The organism is Paracidovorax valerianellae (assembly GCF_900102625.1).
Lineage (GTDB): Bacteria > Pseudomonadota > Gammaproteobacteria > Burkholderiales > Burkholderiaceae_C > Paracidovorax > Paracidovorax valerianellae.
Genome location: NZ_FMZC01000005.1, coordinates 81,461 through 100,017 on the forward strand (window position 1 = coordinate 81,461; position 18,557 = coordinate 100,017).

General features: G+C 67.8%; 11 protein-coding genes. 4 read left to right on the forward strand and 7 right to left on the reverse strand.

Annotated elements, in window-relative coordinates; genetic code table 11:
* Nucleotides 1-21 precede the first annotated feature (21 nt).
* The 4 genes from BLT03_RS10365 (at nt 22) to BLT03_RS10380 (ending at nt 6,405) form a co-directional block, all read left to right on the forward strand.
* A complete protein-coding gene (locus tag BLT03_RS10365) occupies nt 22-594 on the forward strand; it encodes a sigma-70 family RNA polymerase sigma factor (protein ID WP_434802344.1) in 573 nt (190 codons plus the stop codon).
* A complete protein-coding gene (locus tag BLT03_RS10370) occupies nt 591-1,604 on the forward strand; it encodes a FecR domain-containing protein (RefSeq protein WP_245711323.1) in 1,014 nt (337 codons plus the stop codon). Before BLT03_RS10365 ends, BLT03_RS10370 begins: the two co-directional genes overlap by 4 nt.
* A complete protein-coding gene (locus BLT03_RS10375; protein ID WP_092743263.1) occupies nt 1,604-4,021 on the forward strand; it encodes a TonB-dependent siderophore receptor in 2,418 nt (805 codons plus the stop codon). The genes BLT03_RS10370 and BLT03_RS10375 overlap by 1 nt, the downstream gene beginning before the upstream one ends.
* A gap of 158 nt (nt 4,022-4,179) precedes the next feature.
* A complete protein-coding gene (locus BLT03_RS10380) occupies nt 4,180-6,405 on the forward strand; it encodes a TonB-dependent siderophore receptor (RefSeq protein WP_092743265.1) in 2,226 nt (741 codons plus the stop codon).
* A gap of 513 nt (nt 6,406-6,918) precedes the next feature.
* On the opposite strand, the gene BLT03_RS10385 is transcribed toward BLT03_RS10380, so the two are convergent.
* The 7 genes from BLT03_RS10385 to aroB form a co-directional block, all read right to left on the reverse strand.
* Nucleotides 6,919-8,397: a glutamate synthase subunit beta gene (locus BLT03_RS10385; RefSeq protein WP_092743267.1), complete on the reverse strand. Its 1,479-nt coding sequence runs from the start codon at nt 8,395-8,397 to the stop codon at nt 6,919-6,921.
* 54 nt (nt 8,398-8,451) lie between these two features.
* Nucleotides 8,452-13,206, reverse strand: a complete 4,755-nt coding sequence (locus BLT03_RS10390) for a glutamate synthase-related protein (protein ID WP_092743269.1) — start codon at nt 13,204-13,206, stop codon at nt 8,452-8,454.
* Nucleotides 13,207-13,386: 180 nt separating this feature from the next.
* Entirely contained in the window at nt 13,387-14,091 is a 705-nt protein-coding gene (locus BLT03_RS10395; protein WP_092743271.1) for a transposase, read from the reverse strand.
* Nucleotides 14,092-14,337: 246 nt separating this feature from the next.
* Nucleotides 14,338-15,270 (reverse strand): class I SAM-dependent methyltransferase, encoded by a 933-nt coding sequence (locus tag BLT03_RS10400; RefSeq protein WP_092743273.1) that lies wholly within the window; start codon nt 15,268-15,270, stop codon nt 14,338-14,340.
* A complete protein-coding gene (locus BLT03_RS10405) occupies nt 15,267-15,893 on the reverse strand; it encodes a DUF1415 domain-containing protein (RefSeq protein ID WP_092743275.1) in 627 nt (208 codons plus the stop codon). The genes BLT03_RS10400 and BLT03_RS10405 overlap by 4 nt, the downstream gene beginning before the upstream one ends.
* Before the next feature lie 79 nt (nt 15,894-15,972).
* A complete protein-coding gene (locus tag BLT03_RS10410; protein WP_092743277.1) occupies nt 15,973-17,142 on the reverse strand; it encodes a deoxyguanosinetriphosphate triphosphohydrolase in 1,170 nt (389 codons plus the stop codon).
* A 57-nt stretch (nt 17,143-17,199) separates the two neighbouring features.
* Complete coding sequence (gene aroB, locus BLT03_RS10415) at nt 17,200-18,366, reverse strand: 3-dehydroquinate synthase (protein ID WP_092743575.1); 1,167 nt, start codon at nt 18,364-18,366, stop codon at nt 17,200-17,202.
* Between the last annotated feature and the right edge of the window lie 191 nt (nt 18,367-18,557).

The following is an 18,557-nucleotide window of genomic DNA, read 5'->3' on the forward strand; positions in this document are numbered from 1 at the left end:
CCTTCGATCGGATTCCTGCCCGTGGCTCCCGCGTCCGCCGCTCACCCTGCCGCCCTGCCCGCCGCCCGGCCGTCCGACGAGATCGGCCGCCTGTACGGGGAGCACCACCGCTGGCTGCTGGGCTGGCTGCGGGCCAAGCTGGGCTGCCCGCACCAGGCGGCCGACCTGGCACAGGACACCTTCGTGCGCCTGCTCGTGCACCGGCTGGGCAGCCTCGGCAGTAACAACAACAGCCACAGCAGCGATGACGCTGCCCCCCGCGAGCCCCGCGCCTACCTGGTCACCGTGGCGGGCCGGCTCGTTGCCAACCACTTTCGCCGCCTGTCGCTGGAGCGCGCCTGGCTCGATGCACTGGCCACGCTGCCCGAGGCACAGCTACCGTCGGCCGAACAGCACGCCATGGCGCGCCAGGCGCTGCACCGGCTCGACACCGCGCTGGCCGGCCTGTCCGACCGTGCGCGGCGGGCCTTCCTGCTCTCGCAGATCGACGGACAGGATTACGCGCGCATCGCCGCCACGCTGGGCGTGACCGAGCGCAGCGTCAAGCGCTACATGGCGCAGGCGTTCGAGGCGTGCATCCTGGCGGTGGAGTGAGCGGCAGCGCAGAACCGGCCGGCGCGGCCTCGCCGGTGCCCTCGCCCGAAGCCGTGCCGCTGGACCGCAACGCCGTGCGCGCCGCCGCCCAATGGCTGGCCCGGCTGCACAGCGGCCACGCCACCGCGCAGGACCACGCAGCCTGCGAACGCTGGCGCACCGCCCAGCCCGACAACGAACGGGCCTGGCAGCGCGCGCAGCGCATGCAGGCGCAACTGGGCCTGATCACGCCGCCACTCGCCCAGGCCGTGCTGGGCCGCGCACGCGACACGGGCCGCCGCCGCGCGCTGCGTGCCCTGGGCGGGCTGGTGATGGCGGTGCCCGCCGCGCACCTGGCCTGGCGGCAGTGGGGCACGGCGTGGACGGCCGACCACCGCACCGCGCTGGGAGAGCGCCAGGACATCACCCTGCCGGATGGCACGCGCATCTGGCTCAACACCGCCACCGCCATCGACGTGGCCTATTCGCCCACGCTGCGCAGCGTGCGGCTGTTGCGTGGCGAGGTGCTGATCGAAACCGCTGCGGATCGGCAGGCCGCCGCGCCCCGGCCTTTCGTGCTCACCACCCGCGAAGGCGAATTGCGCCCGCTGGGCACGCGCTTCGTGATGCGCGATGCGCCCGATGGCTGCGGCCTCACGGTGCACGAAGGGGCCGTGGCCGTGCGCACGGCCGAGGGGCTGGCGCAGACGGTGGCGGCAGGCCAGGCGCTGCGCTTCACGGCCGGCGAACTGGCGCCTGCCGCGCCGGCCGACCCGTTCGCCGGGCGCTGGACCGAAGGCCTGCTGGTGGCGCGCAACCAGCCGCTGGGCGACTTCCTCAACGAGCTTGCGCGCTACCGCGCCGGCGTGGTGCAGTGCGACCCGGCCGTGGCCGGGCTGCGCATCACCGGCGCGTTCCAGATCGACCGCAGCGATGCCGTGCTCAATGCCCTGCCCCGCACTCTGCCCGTGCGCATAGCCTGGCGCACACGCTACTGGGCGCGGGTGCTGCCGGCCGAAACAGCAGGCTGATGGCCCGCGTGCGCGCATCGGCCGGTTCTCTGGCGCTGTGGCTGCTGGCCTGCGCCACCATCGCGCACGCAGCGGGCCCCGGGCCGCTCCCCATCGATCTGCAGGCAGGGCCGCTCGCCGACCGGCTGCCCGCGCTGGCGGCCCAGACCGGCGCTTCGGTGCAGGCCGATGCGGCCCTGCTGCGCGGTGTGCAGGCGCCAGACGTGGCCGGCCGGCTCACGGCTGCCGAAGCCCTGGCGCGGTTGCTGTCGGGCAGCGGGCTCGCGGCGGCCGAAGAATCGCCCGGCGTGTTCGTGCTGCGGCGGCAGACGGTGGCGCCCTCGCCTGCGCTGCCCGGACCCGACGCCCAGGTGCTGCCCGTGGTGCGAGTGACGGCGCGGCGCGACGCAGCGTCTGGCGGCCCAATGGCTTGGCCCCCCACAGATGCGGCCGGCGCGGCCACGCGAACGGACACGCCCGCCCTGGCCGTGCCGCAGGCCCTGTCGGCCGTGTCGCGCGAGGCGCTGGACACGCTGGGCGCCACGCGGCTGGACAACGCGCTGGATTACGTGCCCGGCGTATCGCGCCAGAACGACTTCGGCGGCACCTGGGACAACGTGGCCGTGCGCGGCTTCGCGGGCCATGAAGACACGGGCATGAGCCTGCTGCGCAACGGCATGGCCGGCAACCGCGGCTACAACGCGCCGCGCGACACCGCCAACGTGCAGCGCTTCGAATTCCTGCGCGGTCCGGTGGCCGCGCTGTACGGCGTCTCGGAGCCCGGCGGCACCATCAACGTGGTGACGCAACCAGCGCCGTGGGAGCCGCTGCGCACCCTCGAATGGAGCCTGGGCCGCTGGCACGCCCGGCGCGCCGCGCTCACGCTGGGCGGGCCGCTGGACGCGGGGGTAGAAAGCGTTGACGGCCCGCCCGCGCCTGCACGCATCGCCTACCGGCTCACGGCGGTGGCCGAAGACCGGGACAGCTTTCGCGAGCACGTCCGCACGCGCCGCGACATGCTGGCGCCCGCGCTCACCTGGCGCCTGGGCGACGCCACCACGCTGCGCTACGACGGCGAATGGCTGCGCCAGCGCGCACCGCTGGACCGCGGCGTGGTCGCGCTCGGCGGGCAGGTCGGCACGGTGCCGATCAACGCGTTCTACGGCGAGCCCGGCGATGGCGACCTCGCCATGGTCAACCAGACGCACCAGTGGCTGCTGGAGCACGCGCTGGCCCCGGGCTGGCGGCTGCATGCGGGCCTGATGGCGCGGCGCGGCACCATGCGGGGCACCACCACCTACGGCCACGGCTACGGCGATGCCCTGGCCGACCTGGAGGCGCGCGGCTGGCTGTGGCGCCAGCGGCGCTGGCGCGACTTCGCGTCGTCCGACCGGTCGGGCCAGATCGATCTGCAGGGCCAGTGGGCGGCCGGCGGGCTGCAGCACACGCTGCTGGCGGGGGCGGAGGTGTTCCGCTTCCGGCTTGCGCAGGTCATGCAGCAGGCACCGGCGAGCGCCTGGGAGAGCGACGGCATCGACGTGCGCGACCCGGTGCACGGAGCCTTGCGGCCGGCCACGCAGGACTTCCTGTCCACCGACGAACGCCAGCGCGGCGTGGGCCTGTATGTGCAGGACCAGATCCAGCTCGCGCCGCAGTGGCAGGCGCTGCTGGGCCTGCGCCACGACAGCTTCCACCAGGCGGTGGACGACCGGCTGGCCGGCGGCACGCGGCGCCAGGCGCAGGGCGCGTTCTCGCCGCGCGCGGGCCTCACCTGGCTGCCGGCGCTGGGCTGGGCGGTGTACGGCAGCGTCGGCGCTTCGTTTCGCCCGAACGTGGGGGTCGATGTGCAGGGCAGCGCGTTCGCCCCCGAAAAAGGCCTGGCGCGCGAAGTCGGCGTGAAATGGCAACCGCCCGAAGGCCGGCTGTCGGCATCGCTCGCGCTCTACGACATCGCCAAGCGCAACGTACTCGTCACCGATCCGCAGAACCCCGACCACAGCGTGGCGGCGGGCCGCGTGCGCAGCCGGGGCGTGGAGTTCGAACTGACGGGCCGCCCCGTGCCGGGCTGGAACGTGGTGGCCGGCGCGGCCTGGCTGCAGCGGGCATTGCCGCAGTTTCCGCGTGCGAGCGGCAGCGTGCTGCTGGTGCGCGAATGGACGCTGGACGGCAGCGCTGGCAGCGCAGAAGGCCACACGGTCGGCATCGGCGGCGGCCTCACGCACGTGGGCGAGCGCACGGGCGATGCAGGCTCGCCCCGGCTGCCGGCCTACACCACCACGCGGCTGCTCGCGCACTGGCAGGCAGGGCCGTCGCTGCGGCTTTCGCTGCAGGTGGACAACGCGTTCGACCGGCGTTACTACGCCAGCGCTTACAACAGCGTGTGGGTGGTGCCCGGCGCGCCGCGCAACGTCACCTTCACGGCGAAGCACACGTTCTGACGGCTGTCCTGGCCGCCCCGCGGCCACCACGCCAGCGCAGGCCAGGGCCGGCGACGGAACCGGCGTGCCCACGCGTTGAAAAAAATCGCGCAATCGCTGTCCCCTTCGGCCGGCGCCGCGTGTCTTCTCTTTCGTACCACCAACGAGAGAAGCTTTTCATGCACCGCCCATCGGCCGCCGGCCACCGCATTCCCGCCTCCATCTCCACCGCCGCCGCTGCCACCACCGGCAGCAACAAGGCCCGCGCGCCACGCCGGTCGCTGCTGGCGGCCGCCAGCCTCGCAGCGCTGGTGCAGGGTGCCGCCCTGCCCTCGTTCGCCCAGGGACAGGCGCCGGGCACGTCGGCCGAGCCCCAGCTGCCCACGACCGAAGTGGTCGGCCGCCAGCAGTCCGGGCAGTACCACGCGCAGGAATCGGAAGGCGCCACCAAGACCGACACGCCGCTGCGCGAAGTGCCCCAGGCGGTGCGCGTGGTCACGCGGCAACTGGTGGACGACCTGGGCGCCCAGCGGCTGGACGATGTGCTGGACTACGTGGCCGGCGTCTCGCGGCAGAACAACTTCGGCGGCATCTGGGACAACGTGGCCATGCGCGGCTTCGTGGGGCATGAAGACATGGGCATGAGCCTGCTGCGCAACGGCATGCCCGCCAACCGCGGCTTCAATGCGCCGCGCGACACGGCCAACGTGGAGCGCTTCGAATTCCTCAAGGGCACCATGGGTGCGCTGTACGGCAGCAGCGAGCCCGGTGGCACGGTGAACGTGGTCACCAAGCAGCCCCTTTTCAAGTCGGCCCATTCGGTGGAGGCGTACTACGGCACGCACGACGCCAAGCGCCTGGCGCTCGACAGCACCGGCCCGCTGAACGGCAGCGCCACCGAGCCCGCCACGCTGGCCTACCGGCTCAACGTATCGGTGGAAGACAAGGACAGCTTTCGCGACTTCGTGCACAGCCGCCGCGAACTGATCGCCCCGGCCATCACCTGGAAGCTCGGCCCCGACACGGTGCTGCGCTACGACGGCGAGTGGCTGCGCCAGCGCGCGCCGCTGGACCGGGGCGTGACGTCGGTCAACGGCCAGCTGGGCGCCGTGCCTACCTCGCGCTTTTACGGCGAGCCCGGCGACGGTGACATCACGGTGGACAACCAGACGCACCAGTTCTTCCTGGAGCAGGCCCTGTCGGCCGACTGGAGCCTGCGCGCCGGCCTGCAATACAAGCGCGGCACGCTCGACGGCCTGGCCAGCGAATCCCACCAGTACGGCCCCGCGCCCTGCCAGACCTCGGTCGAGGCCAGCGGCTGGCTGTGCCGCCGGCTCATCAGCCGCGACTTCCAGTCCGACGACACCACGGTGCAGATCGACCTCAACGGCCGCCTGGCGACCGGCGCGTTCCAGCACGACCTGCTGGTCGGCGCCGAGGTGTCGCGCTTCGACATGGACCAGACCATGCTCACGCAGGCGGGCGGCGGGCGATTCGGCTACGGCATCAGCGTGGCCAACCCGGTGTATGGCGCCGGACCGCGCCCGGCGCTCACCGCGCGCGCCATCGACCGCACGGTGAACGACCGCACCACCGCCTTCTACGCGCAGGATCAGATCAGCCTCTCGCCCCAGTGGAAACTGCTGGCCGGCGTGCGCCACGACCGCTACCGCGGCGAGATCAACGAGCGCAGCGCGGGCCGCATCACCACGCAGGACCCGAGCGCCACCTCCCCTCGCCTGGGACTGACCTGGCTGGCCACGCCCGAGCTGTCGGTGTATGCCAGCGCCGGCCGGTCCTTCCGCGCGCAGGCCCAGACCAAGGCCGCGGGCGAGCAGATCAAGCCGGAGATCGGCAACGCGCGCGAGTTGGGCGTGAAGTGGCAAAGCGCCGATGCGCGCCTGGGCGGCAGCGTGGCGCTGTTCGACATCAGCAAGCGCAACACGGCGACCTGGGACGACGACGGCGTGTACCTCGTGCCGCGGCCGGGCAAGGTGCGCAACCGCGGGCTGGAGGCGGAACTTGCCGGCTGGGTCGCGCCCGGCTGGCGCGTGGCGCTGAGCTACACCTATCTGGACGCCGACCCGCTCATCACCCAGTTCGCGCGCCAGAGCGCCAGCGCCTTCGTCACGCACGAGATGGCGCTGGCCGGCGGCGGCCTGCTGGGCGTGGGCGGCGGCTTCACCCACGTGGGCGAGCGCCACGGCGACACCGGAGAGCCCCGCCTGCCTGCCTACACGGTCGCCAAGCTGACCACCTACTGGAACCTGAACAAGCGCCTGCGCGTGTCGCTGGACGTGGACAACCTGTTCGACAAGACCTACTACCACAGCGCCTACAACCGCGTCTGGGTCATGCCGGGCAGCCCGCGGCAGGTGACGGTGGGCATGCAGTACAAGTTCTGATGGCCAAGGCCTTTGGATCAAAAAGGCCTTCAGCGCAATGAATACGGCGGCATATTGCTCATATATTGATAGCAAATCCATGATGAAAGCAAAAGCAACCACCAGGGCAGCGGGGCTGGAAGTCGCTCGGGGCGGCGCCAAGCCATCCTGCAACGATTGCATCGCGCGGCAGCCAACTCGCGGTCTGGTGACGGCGTCGAGATTTCAGGTTTTTTAAGGATTTCTCAGCCGCTGTTAAGGGCAAAAAACAGGTGGACCGACAGAATCCAACGTCTGGACACGACGTGAAAGAAATTTCCCTGAGTCCGTAGAGAGGGAGAGAGGGAGGTAGAAAAGGAAGGAAAGGTGAAAGGGCTGTGCGCCATCACCTTTCACTTCTTACCGAGGCAACGATGCCAAAAGCCCCTGCCATGACGGCAGGGGCTTTTTTTTGCCCGCACGCGCCACCAGTCCCAAGAAAAACGGCGCTCTGAAGAGCGCCGTTGTTTCTGCGGCATGCGCTTTTGAGGCGGGTCAGCGCGGCAGGTCGGAGTACCCCATCAGGAACTCGTCCACCGAACGCGCGGCCTGGCGGCCTTCGCGGATGGCCCACACCACCAGGGACTGGCCCCGGCGAATGTCACCGGCGGCAAACACCTTGGGCACGTTGGTGGCGTAGCCGCCGTCGAAGTCGGTGGTGGCCTTGGCGTTGCCGCGGGCGTCCTTGTCCACGCCGAAGGCTTCGAGCACCGGAGCGACCGGGCTCACGAAGCCCATGGCCAGCAGCACGAGGTCGGCCTTCAGGATCTGCTCGGAGCCGGCCACCTCGACCATCTTGCCTTCCTTCCATTCCACGCGGACGGTCTTCAGGCCGGTGACCTTGCCTTTTTCACCGATGAATTCCTTGGTGGAGATGGCGAATTCGCGTTCGCAGCCTTCTTCGTGGCTGGAGCTGGTGCGCAGCTTGATCGGCCAGTAGGGCCAGGTCATGGGGCGGTTTTCCACCTCGGGCGGCTGGGGCATCAGTTCGAACTGCGTGACGCTTACCGCGCCGTGGCGGTTGCTGGTGCCCACGCAATCGCTGCCGGTGTCGCCGCCACCGATCACGATGACGTGCTTGCCGTCGGCACGCAACTGGCCCTTGAGCTTGTCGCCCGCGTTGACCTTGTTCTGCTGCGGCAAAAACTCCATCGCGAAATGCACGCCATCCAGGTCCCGGCCGGGCACGGGCAGATCGCGCGACTGCTCGGCGCCGCCCGTGAGCAGCACGGCGTCGAAGTCCTTATGCAGTTGCTCGGGCGTGATGGTTTCCTTGGCCCAGTTGGTGACCTTGGAGCCCTTGCCCAGGCCGTCCTTCGCCGCGCCAATGAACACGCCGGTGCGAATGGTTACGCCCTCGGCGGCCATCTGGTCGGCGCGCCGGTCGATGTGCGACTTCTCCATCTTGAAGTCGGGAATGCCGTAACGCAGCAGGCCGCCGATGCGGTCGTTCTTCTCGAACAGCGTCACGTCGTGCCCTGCGCGAGCCAGTTGCTGCGCCGCCGCCATGCCGGCCGGGCCGGAACCCACCACGGCGACCTTCTTGCCCGTCTTGTGCTTCGGGGGCAGGGGCTTGACCCAGCCTTCGGCCCAGGCGCGGTCGATGATGGCGTGCTCGATGGACTTGATGCCCACCGGGTCGTCGTTCACGTTGAGCACGCAGGCCGCCTCGCAGGGCGCGGGGCAGATGCGGCCGGTGAACTCCGGAAAGTTGTTGGTGCTGTGCAGCACCGCGATGGCGCTCTTCCAGTCCTGCTGGTACACCAGGTCGTTGAAGTCCGGAATGATGTTGTTGACCGGGCAGCCGTTGTTGCAGAACGGCGTGCCGCAGTCCATGCAGCGCGCGCCCTGGATCTTGGCTTGCGTGTCATCGAGGCCGATGACGAATTCCTTGTAATGCTTCAGGCGCTCGCCGATGGGCTTGTAGCCCTCTTCGATGCGCTCGTACTCCATGAAGCCGGTGGTCTTTCCCATGATGATCGTGTCCTTGTCGGTGAATGCTGTGCGGAAGGTGGTGCGTGCGCCGGGTTACTTGGCCGGCACCGTTTCCTTCGGAGGGTTGGCGACCGCGGGGGTCGCGGGGTCCTCCAGCACCTTGCGTTCATGGATTTCGGACAGCGCGCGCTTGTATTCGGTCGGGAACACCTTCACGAACTTGGCGCGGGAAGCCGCCCAGTTGTCCAGCAGCTCGCGCGCACGCTTGCTGCCGGTCCAGCGGTTGTGGTCTTCCAGCATCTTCTTGAGCTGGGCTTCGTCGGTCTGGTCGCGGTGCCAGATGCCGCGCGAGATGCTGGCGGTCTGCTCGTCGCCGGGCAGGATGCGCTCCAGCGTCACCATGGACAGGTTGCAGCGGGTGTCGAACAGGCCGTCTTCGTCGTACACGTAGGCCACGCCGCCGCTCATGCCGGCCGCGAAGTTGCGGCCCGTCTTGCCGAGCACCACCACGGTGCCGCCCGTCATGTATTCGCAGCCATGGTCGCCGGTGCCTTCCACCACGGTGGACGCTCCGGACAGGCGCACCGCGAAGCGTTCGCCCGCCACGCCGCCGAAGAACGATTCACCGCTGGTCGCGCCGTACATCACCGTGTTGCCCACGATGGTGTTGCGCGTGGTGTCGCCGCGAAAATCGATGCTGGGGCGCACGATCACGCGGCCGCCCGACAGGCCCTTGCCGGTGTAGTCGTTCGCATCGCCGATCAGGTACAGCGTGATGCCGCGCGTGAGGAACGCACCGAACGACTGCCCGCCCGTGCCTTCCAGCTGGATGCGGATCGTGTCGTCGGGCAGCCCTTCGGGATGCGCGCGGGTCACGGCGCCGGAGAGCATCGCGCCCACCGAGCGGTTCACGTTGCGCGCCACTTCGATGAACTGCACGCGCTCGCCCTTTTCGATGGCAGGCTGGCTGCGTTCGATGAGCTTGCGGTCCAGCGTCTTTTCGATGTTGTGGTCCTGCACGTCCACGTGGTAGCGCGGCACGTCGGCCGGCACGTTCGGCTGGGCGAACAGGCGGCTGAAATCAAGGCCCCGAGCCTTCCAGTGGGCAATGCCGGCGCGAATGTCGAGCAGATCGGTGCGGCCGATGAGGTCGTCGAACTTGGCGATGCCCAGCTGGGCCATGATCTGGCGAACTTCTTCGGCGATGAAGAAGAAGTAGTTCACCACGTGCTCGGGCTTGCCCGAGAACTTCTTGCGCAGCTCGGGGTCCTGCGTGGCCACGCCCACGGGGCAGGTGTTCAGGTGGCACTTGCGCATCATGATGCAGCCCTCGACCACCAGCGGCGCGGTGGCGAAGCCGAATTCATCCGCGCCCAGCAGCGCGCCGATGGCGACGTCGCGGCCGGTCTTCATCTGGCCGTCGGCCTGCACGCGCACGCGGCCGCGCAGGCGGTTCAGCACCAGGGTCTGCTGGGTTTCGGCCAGGCCGATTTCCCACGGGCCGCCCGCATGCTTGATGGACGACCAGGGCGATGCGCCCGTGCCGCCGTCGTGCCCGGCGATCACGAGGTGGTCGCTCTTGCACTTGGTCACGCCCGCGGCGATGGTGCCCACGCCCACTTCGGACACCAGCTTGGTGCTGATGCTGGCGTGCGGCGCCACGTTCTTGAGGTCGTGGATCAGCTGGGCCAGGTCTTCGATCGAATAGATGTCGTGGTGCGGCGGTGGCGAGATCAGGCCCACGCCCGGTACGCTGTGGCGCAGCTTGCCGATGTAGTTGGTGACCTTGCCGCCGGGCAGCTGGCCGCCCTCGCCCGGCTTGGCGCCCTGGGCCATCTTGATCTGGATCTGGTCGGCCGACGACAGGTATTCGGCCGTGACGCCGAAGCGGCCCGACGCGACCTGCTTGATCTTGGAGCGCAGCGAATCGCCGTCCTGCAGCGTCAGGTCGACCTCGACGTTCTCGGCGCCGATCACGCTCTTCAGGGTGTCGCCCTGCTTGATCGGAATGCCCTTCAGTTCCTGGCGGTAGCGCGCCGCGTCTTCGCCGCCCTCGCCCGTGTTGCTCTTGCCGCCGATGCGGTTCATGGCCACGGCCAGCGTGGCATGCGCTTCGGTGGAGATGGAGCCCAGCGACATGGCGCCCGTGGCGAAGCGCTTGACGATTTCCTTGGCCGACTCGACCTCGTCCACCGGAATGGCCTTGGCGGGGTCGAACTTGAATTCGAACAGGCCGCGCAGCGTCATGTGGCGGCGGCTCTGGTCGTTGATGAGCTGGGCGTATTCCTTGTACGTGTTCCAGTTGTTGGCACGGGTGGAATGCTGCAGCTTGGCGATGGCGTCGGGGCTCCACATGTGCTCTTCGCCGCGTGCGCGCCAGGCGTATTCGCCGCCGGCGTCCAGCATGGTTTCCAGCACCGGGTCGTCGCCGAACGCGGCCTTGTGCATGCGGATGGCTTCTTCGGCGATCTCGAACACGCCGATGCCTTCCACGCGGCTGGCGGTGCCAGTGAAGTACTTGCCCACGGTGTCGGTGTTCAGGCCGATGGCCTCGAACAGCTGCGCGCCGCAGTAGCTCATGTACGTGGACACGCCCATCTTGGACATGATCTTGGACAGGCCCTTGCCGATGGCCTTCACGTAGTTGTAGATGGCCTTTTCAGGCGACAGGTCGCCCGGCATGCCGGCGTGCATCTCGGCCAGGGTTTCCATGGCGAGGTAGGGGTGCACGGCCTCGGCGCCGTAGCCGGCCAGCACGGCGAAGTGGTGCACTTCACGCGCCGTGCCGGTCTCCACGACCAGGCCGGCCGTGGTGCGCAGGCCCTCGCGCACCAGGTGCTGGTGGATGGCCGACAGCGCCAGCAGCGCAGGAATGGCCACCTGCGTGGCGCTCACCGCGCGGTCGCTGATGATGAGGATGTTGGCGCCGCCCTTGATGGCATCGACCGCCTGCGCGCACAGCGAAGCCAGCTTGGCCTCGACGCCTTCGCGGCCCCAGTCCAGCGGATAGGTGATGTCGATGGTCGCGCTCTTGAACTTGCCTTGCGTGTGCTGTTCGATGGAATGCAGCTTGGCCATGCCCGCGAAGTCGAGCACCGGCTGGCTCACTTCGAGCCGCATCGGCGGGTTGACCTGGTTGATGTCCAGCAGGTTGGGCTTGGGGCCGATGAAGCTGTTGAGCGACATCACGATCGCCTCGCGGATCGGGTCGATCGGAGGGTTCGTCACCTGGGCGAACAACTGCTTGAAGTAGTTGTACAGCGGCTTGTTCTTGCCCGAGAGCACGGCCAGCGGGCTGTCGTTGCCCATGGAGCCGATGCCCTCTTCACCGTTCTTGGCCATGGGGGCCATCAGGAACTTGATGTCTTCCTGCGTGTAGCCGAAGGCCTGCTGGCGGTCGAGCAGCGGCAGCTCGGCCGGCTGCGGGCCCGCAGGGACTTCGCCGCCCACGCTGTCGAGCTTGATGCGCAGGTTCTCGATCCACTGCTTGTAGGGCTTGGTGTTGACGACGTTGGCCTTGAGCTCGTCGTCGTCGATCATGCGGCCCTGTTCCAGATCGATCAGGAACATCTTGCCGGGCTGCAGGCGCCACTTGCGCACGATCTTGTTTTCGGGAATGGGCAGCACGCCCGATTCGGACGCCATCACGACCAGGTCGTCGTCGGTGATGCAGTAGCGCGAAGGGCGCAGGCCGTTGCGGTCCAGCGTGGCGCCGATCTGGCGGCCGTCGGTGAACACGATGGAGGCCGGGCCGTCCCAGGGTTCCATCATCGCGGCGTGGTACTCATAGAAGGCGCGGCGGCGCTCGTCCATGGTGGTGTGCTGCTCCCACGGCTCGGGGATCATCATCATCACGGCCTGGCTGATGGGGTAGCCGGCCATGGTCAGCAGTTCGAGGCAGTTGTCGAACGTGGCGGTGTCGGACTGGTCGGCGAAGCTGATGGGGTAGAGCTTCTTCAGGTCGGCCGCGAGCACGGGCGAGGCCATCACGCCTTCGCGGGCCTTCATCCAGTTGTAGTTGCCCTTGACGGTGTTGATCTCACCGTTGTGCGCCACGTAGCGGTACGGGTGGGCCAGCGGCCATTCGGGGAACGTGTTGGTCGAAAAGCGCTGGTGCACCAGGCCCACGGCCGAGACGCAGCGCTCGTCCTGCAGATCCAGGTAATAGGTGCCGACCTGATCGGCCAGCAGCAGGCCCTTGTAGACCACCGTGCGGCTGGACATGCTCGGCACGTAATACTCTTTGCTGTGCTTGAGCTTGAGGTTCTGGATGGCGGCGCTGGCCGTCTTGCGGATCACGTACAGCTTGCGCTCCAGCGCGTCCTGCACGATCACGTCGTTGCCGCGGCCGATGAAGACTTGGCGCAGGATGGGCTCCTTCTTGCGCACGGTGGGCGACATGGGCATGTCGCGGTTGACCGGCACATCGCGCCAGCCGAGCAGCACCTGGCCTTCGGCCTTGATGGCGCGCTCCATCTCCTGCTCGCAAGCCAGGCGGGAGGCGTGCTCCTTGGGCAGGAAGATCATGCCGACGCCGTATTCGCCGGCCGGGGGCAGCTTGACGCCGGTGGTGCCGTCGGGCGCCGTGCCGGCCCGGGCCATTTCTTCGCGGTAGAGCGCGTCGGGGATCTGGATCAGGATGCCCGCGCCGTCGCCCATGAGCTTGTCGGCACCGACCGCGCCGCGGTGGTCGATGTTTTCGAGGATCTTGAGCGCCTGCGTCACGATGTCGTGGCGCTTCACCCCCTTGATGTGGGCCACGAAGCCCAGGCCGCACGCATCGTGCTCATTGCTGGATGAATACAGGCCGTGCTGTTGCAGGTGTTTGATTTCGGCAGCCGTCGTCATGGCGCTCTCCTCGGGAAATAGGTCGCAGGGAGCGCAAGGTTAGTGCATTGCAGCAATGTCGGGCAAGCACTTTAATTAGGGTCAGATACAAATTATCGATGAGAATTTATCGCATTTACTTTTATTGGGGACATATCAAATATAGGAGCAATAAGCCTATTGGACACATAGGCTGCTGGGCTATTCAGTGACAGCCTTGGGCATGGCGGGCGGGCGCCCTGCCTTGCCCTTCACGACCCTGCGTTCGGTCTGGCGCTGCAAATCCTGTACGAAAGAAGGCTCGCCCAAAGCCCATCCGGACAGCGCCGAGTCGGTCAGCGCCTGTTGCTGCAGGCCGCTGATTCCGGCCTGGACCAGCGCGGCATAGGCCACCTCGCGGGCAAAGGGCGTGTTGCCCAGCGCCCAGAACAGCGCGTGCGGCGTGATGAGCCGGTCGCTTTGCAGGCCCAGGCAATGGGCGTGGCTCGACCAGGGATAGTCCACCGCCTGGCCGACCAGCCCGGAGCGCACGGGATTCAGGTCGATGTAGGCCATGCAGGTGAGCAGGTAGCGCTCGGGCTGCAGCACGGTGGAGCGGTATCGCCCCTCCCAAAGGGTGCCCGTGCGGGTGTGGCGGTTGTTGAAATAGCGCACGTAGCTGCGGCCCACCGCCTGCATCATCAGCGGCAGGCCATCGGCGGTTTGAGGCGTGGCCAGCAGGTGGAAATGGTTGCCCATGAGCACATAGGCGTGCACGGCCACGTTGCAGCGCCGCGCCTGCGCGGTCAGCAGCGCCAGCATCGTCTCGTGGTCTTGCCGGTCCGCAAAAATGGCCTGGCGGTTGTTGCCGCGCTGGATCACATGGTGCGGGTAGCCGGCAAGGGTGAGGCGGGGCAGTCGGGCCATGGCGTGGGGATCGCGCGGAGTGAAGCTGGCGCCATGGTAATGAGAATCGGGCGCCGGTCTGCGCTGGATTGCAGCCCGATCATCATTGGGCCGGCTGGTCGCCCGGCAGTGGAACGTCAGTAATTATGAGGTAATGATGCTATCTTTTTCATAGCACCATCCGCAATGAATACGGCGGTAGGAGCACGAAAAGCTCTAAATCCTGCCGCTGTCGCCGACGAGGCGCTGGATGCGCCGCTCCTGCCCTCAAGCCGACGCAGGCGCTTCCTGCAGGGCGGTCTCGGCATCCAGGCCGAACCGGGCGGCCAGCGTCTGCTCCAGCCCGAATTCCGCCAGGATCGCACGCAGCCGCTCGGCGGCGCTGCGCTTTTTCTGGCCGGTGTAGCGGGCCACGATCAGCTCGTTCTTCATGCTGTGTTCCCAGCCCACCAGTTCGGTCACCGTGACCTGGTAGCCGCTGGCCTCCAGGTGCAGGCAGCGCAGCACGTTGGTGATCTGGCTGCCCATCTCGCGCGTGTGCAGCGGGTGGCGCCACAGCTCCGCCAGCGGCGTGCGCGACAGCTGCAGCGCCTTGCCCTGGCGCAGGCAGGCCGCCACTTCGGCCTGGCAGCACGGCACCAGCACCATGGCGCGGGCCTGCTTGGCCAGCCCGAAGGCGATGGCGTCGTCCGTGGCGGTGTCGCAGGCATGCAAGGCCGTCACCACATCGATGCGCTGCGGCAGCGCGGCGGCGTCGGTGGACTCGGCGACCGACAGGTTCAGGAACGACATGCGCTCGAACTCCAACCGCTGGGCCAGTGCACGCGAATGCTCCACCAGTTCGGCGCGTGTCTCGATGCCGTAGATGTGTCCACGCCCCAGCGCCTTGAAGAACAGGTCGTACAGGATGAAGCCCAGGTACGACTTGCCCGCCCCGTGGTCCGCCAGCGTGGCAGCATGGCCGTCCTGCGACAGCTCTTGCAGCAGCGGCTCGATGAATTGGAACAGGTGATAGACCTGCTTGAGCTTGCGCCGTGAATCCTGGTTGAGGCGCCCTTCCCGGGTGAGGATGTGCAGCGCTTTCAAAAGCTCGATGGACTGGCCCGGCCGCAACTCCTGCAGCACCTGGTCCTCGGGCGATACCTTCGCCGATGGGGAAGAAGATTTGTCTTGCCCGGCGATGCCTTTTGGGCGCTTCATGCGCGCTCTCCGGCACCCGTGGAACCCGCAGCAGCCACCGGGCAGCGCGGCCCCACGTCCAGCGCCTTCCAGCCGTCGGCACCCAGCTCTTCCAGCACTTCGATGTTGCGCTCGAAGATCGCCTCGGCTTCAGGAAAAGCCTCCACCGCCCGGTCGATGCTGTCCTCGCGCAGAAGGTGCAGCGTGGGGTACGGCGCGCGGTTGGTGCTGTTGGTCACGTCATCCACGTCCGTGCCTTCGAACTGGAACTGGGGGTGGAACGAGGCCACCTGAAGGATGCCCCCTAAGTCCATGGCCTCGACCAGATCGTCGGCCAGCGCGAGGAAGTCGTTGAAATCCAGAAAATCTTCCATGCAGCCCGGCGCCATCAGCAGGGTGGTGTCGCGCCGCTCCGGAGAGATTTCCGCCAGCGCCTCCAGCTCGCGCTGCAGATCCTCCAGCAAGGCCCGGCCATCGGTGGCTTCGCTCACGACGTAATGGATCTGCTCTTTCACATGCACCGCCTTGGCGAACGGGCACAGGTTGAGGCCGATGACCGCACGCTCCAGCCAGCGCACCATGTCCTCTTTCACGGTGTCGTGCGGGAAAGAAGCGGGCATCGGCAAAGGGAGGGTTTCGGTCATGGAAAGGGCTTTCAGCGGGGGCGCCCATTTTATCGGCCTGCCGCTGAATAGCCCAGGCCTCCACCAATGCCTCAGGTCTTCAGGCCAGCAGCCGCTGCCCGGTCAGCCGTTCGTGCTCGCGCACCGCGAAACGGTCCGTCATGCCGGCGATGAAGTCGGCCACTGTGCGCATGCGCTGGGCCTCGCTGGCTGCCGCCGCCCGTGCGGCAAAGCGGGGCTTCATGGCCTCGGGCGAGCGCGAATAGGCATCGAACAGATCGCGCACCACTTGCTGGGCCCGGCCGGTGGTTTCCATCACCTGCGGATGGCGGTACAGGTTCTGGAACAGGAACCGCTTCAAAGCCTGCGACTGTGCGCGCATTTCCGCGCTGAACGACACCAGCGGCGGCGCCCCGCGCACATCGTCCACGTGGGATGGGGCGGCTTGGGCAATGGCTGCGTTCGTGGCATCGATCACGTCGTACACCTGCGCGCTGAGCATGCGCCGGATCGCTTCGTTCAACAGGCGGCGCTGGCCGGCAGGCTCCGCCAAATGGGGATGGTCGCGCTCCGCCTCGGCGCGGAAGCGCTCGAACAAGGGCACCTCGCTCAGCTGCGCCATGGTGATGAGGCCGGAGCGCACGCCGTCATCGATGTCGTGCGCGTTGTAGGCGATCTCGTCGGCCAGGTTGCACAACTGCGCCTCCAGGCTGGGCTGCTCGCGCTTCAGGAACCGCTGGCCGATGCCGCCGGGCTCCAGCGCTTCCATGCGCTCGGCATTGGCGCGGGAACAGTGCTTGAGGATGCCTTCGCGCGCCTCGAAGGTCAGGTTCAAGCCGTTGTAGTCGGGATAGCGCTCTTCCAGTTCGTCCACCACGCGCAGGCTCTGCAGGTTGTGCTCGAAGCCGCCATGCCGGGCCATGCATTCGTGCAGCGCGTCCTGCCCCGCGTGGCCGAACGGGGTGTGCCCCAGGTCATGCGCCAGCGAGATGGCCTCCACCAGGTCTTCGTTGATGCGCAGCGACCGGGCGATCGACCGGCCCAGCTGGGCCACTTCGAGCGAATGCGTGAGCCGCGTGCGAAACAGATCGCCTTCGTGGTTCAGGAACACCTGCGTCTTGTAGACCAGCCGGCGAAAGGCCGTGCAGTGCACGATGCGGTCCCGGTCGCGCTGGTATTCAGAGCGCGTGGGGGCCGCGGGCTGGGCGTGGCGCCGGCCCCGGCTCTCAGCGGGATCACAGGCGTAGGGCGCAAACCCGGCTTGCTGCATCAAAATGGCCTCCAGCGCATTATTTATCCCGGTGTATAGCTATGATTTTTATAGCAATCATGCGCAACAGGCATCGATGACTTCACGCACCATGGCGTCCGGCGCCGGGCGAACCGCCGCACGCCCCGGGCCGTCGATCACGACGAAACGGATCTCGCCGCCCTCGGATTTCTTGTCGACGCGCATCAATTCCAGATAGCGACCCGCGTTGTCGCGAGCGTCGATCACCGGGCCGCGCACCGGCAGGCCGGCCCGCTCGATCAGTTCGCGCAGGCGCTGCACGAATGCCGCATCGACCAGCCCCAGCCGGCGCGACAGCTCTGCCGCCATCACCATCCCTGCCGCCACGCCTTCGCCATGCAGCCAGACACCATAGCCCATGCCCGCCTCGATCGCGTGGCCGAACGTGTGGCCGAAGTTGAGGATCGCGCGCAGGCCGGCTTCCCGCTCGTCCTGCCCGACCACGAACGCCTTGATTTCGCAACTGCGCCGCACCGCATGCGCCAAAGCAGCATGGTCGCCAGCACGCAAGGCGTCGATGGAGGTTTCGAGCCAGCCGAGGAACGCCATGTCGGCAATGGGGCCGTACTTGAGCACTTCCGCCAGCCCAGCGCTCAGCTCGCGGGGTGGCAAGGTGTCGAGGGTGGCGAGGTCGCACACCACCAGTTGCGGCTGGTAGAACGCCCCGATCATGTTCTTGCCCAGCGGGTGGTTGATGGCCGTCTTGCCGCCCACCGAGGAATCCACCTGCGCCAGCAGCGTGGTGGGCACCTGCACGAAAGGCACGCCCCGCATGTAGCTGGCCGCGGCAAACCCCGTCATATCGCCCACCACGCCACCGCCCAGCGCGAACATCACGGTCTTGCGGTCGCAGCCGTTGGACAGCAGCGCATCGAAGATGAGGTTGAGCGTCTGCCAAGTCTTGTGTTCTTCACCGTCGGGCAACACCACCTGCAGCACGCGGGGGTAGCGGGCCGTCAATGCATCGTGCAGGCGCTGGGCGTACAGCGGAGCGACCGTCGAATTGGTGACGATCAATGCCGAAGCGGCGGCCGGCAGGGCCTGGTAAGTGCTCGAGTGACCCAGCAGCTTTTCGCCGATGACGATGGGGTAACTGCGGTCGCCGAGCGCGATGTCCACCTGCGCGGGGCCACTGTCGGCTTGGCCGTCATCGGCAAAGGGGTTCGCATGGGAAGCGGCCGAAGCCTGGGAAGCCAAAGGCATGTCGTAATCCATGGGCGAGAGTCTAGCGGGCCTGCTCGGGGCGAAACGCCTGCCAACGGCAGCAGGGTTGAGCGGGACTTAACGTCTGGGCAACGAGAGGGGTGATGGGCGCAAGCCTTTTCTACAGCCTGCGCCGCCAGACCCATGGAGGCGAAAAATTCGGTGCCCGCACCTGACTTGCGCCGTCGGCT

Bases quoted from the DNA above. Each gene is read 5' to 3' on its own strand.
- BLT03_RS10395 (WP_092743271.1), bottom strand. From the start codon at position 14,091: ATGGCCCGACTGCCCCGCCTCACCCTTGCCGGCTACCCGCACCATGTG.
- BLT03_RS10410 (WP_092743277.1), bottom strand. From the start codon at position 17,142: ATGCAGCAAGCCGGGTTTGCGCCCTACGCCTGTGATCCCGCTGAGAGC.
- BLT03_RS10390 (WP_092743269.1), bottom strand. From the start codon at position 13,206: ATGACGACGGCTGCCGAAATCAAACACCTGCAACAGCACGGCCTGTAT.
- BLT03_RS10375 (WP_092743263.1), top strand. From the start codon at position 1,604: ATGGCCCGCGTGCGCGCATCGGCCGGTTCTCTGGCGCTGTGGCTGCTG.
- BLT03_RS10385 (WP_092743267.1), bottom strand. From the start codon at position 8,397: ATGGGAAAGACCACCGGCTTCATGGAGTACGAGCGCATCGAAGAGGGC.
- aroB (WP_092743575.1), bottom strand. From the start codon at position 18,366: ATGCCTTTGGCTTCCCAGGCTTCGGCCGCTTCCCATGCGAACCCCTTT.
- BLT03_RS10380 (WP_092743265.1), top strand. From the start codon at position 4,180: ATGCACCGCCCATCGGCCGCCGGCCACCGCATTCCCGCCTCCATCTCC.
- BLT03_RS10400 (WP_092743273.1), bottom strand. From the start codon at position 15,270: ATGAAGCGCCCAAAAGGCATCGCCGGGCAAGACAAATCTTCTTCCCCA.
- BLT03_RS10405 (WP_092743275.1), bottom strand. From the start codon at position 15,893: ATGACCGAAACCCTCCCTTTGCCGATGCCCGCTTCTTTCCCGCACGAC.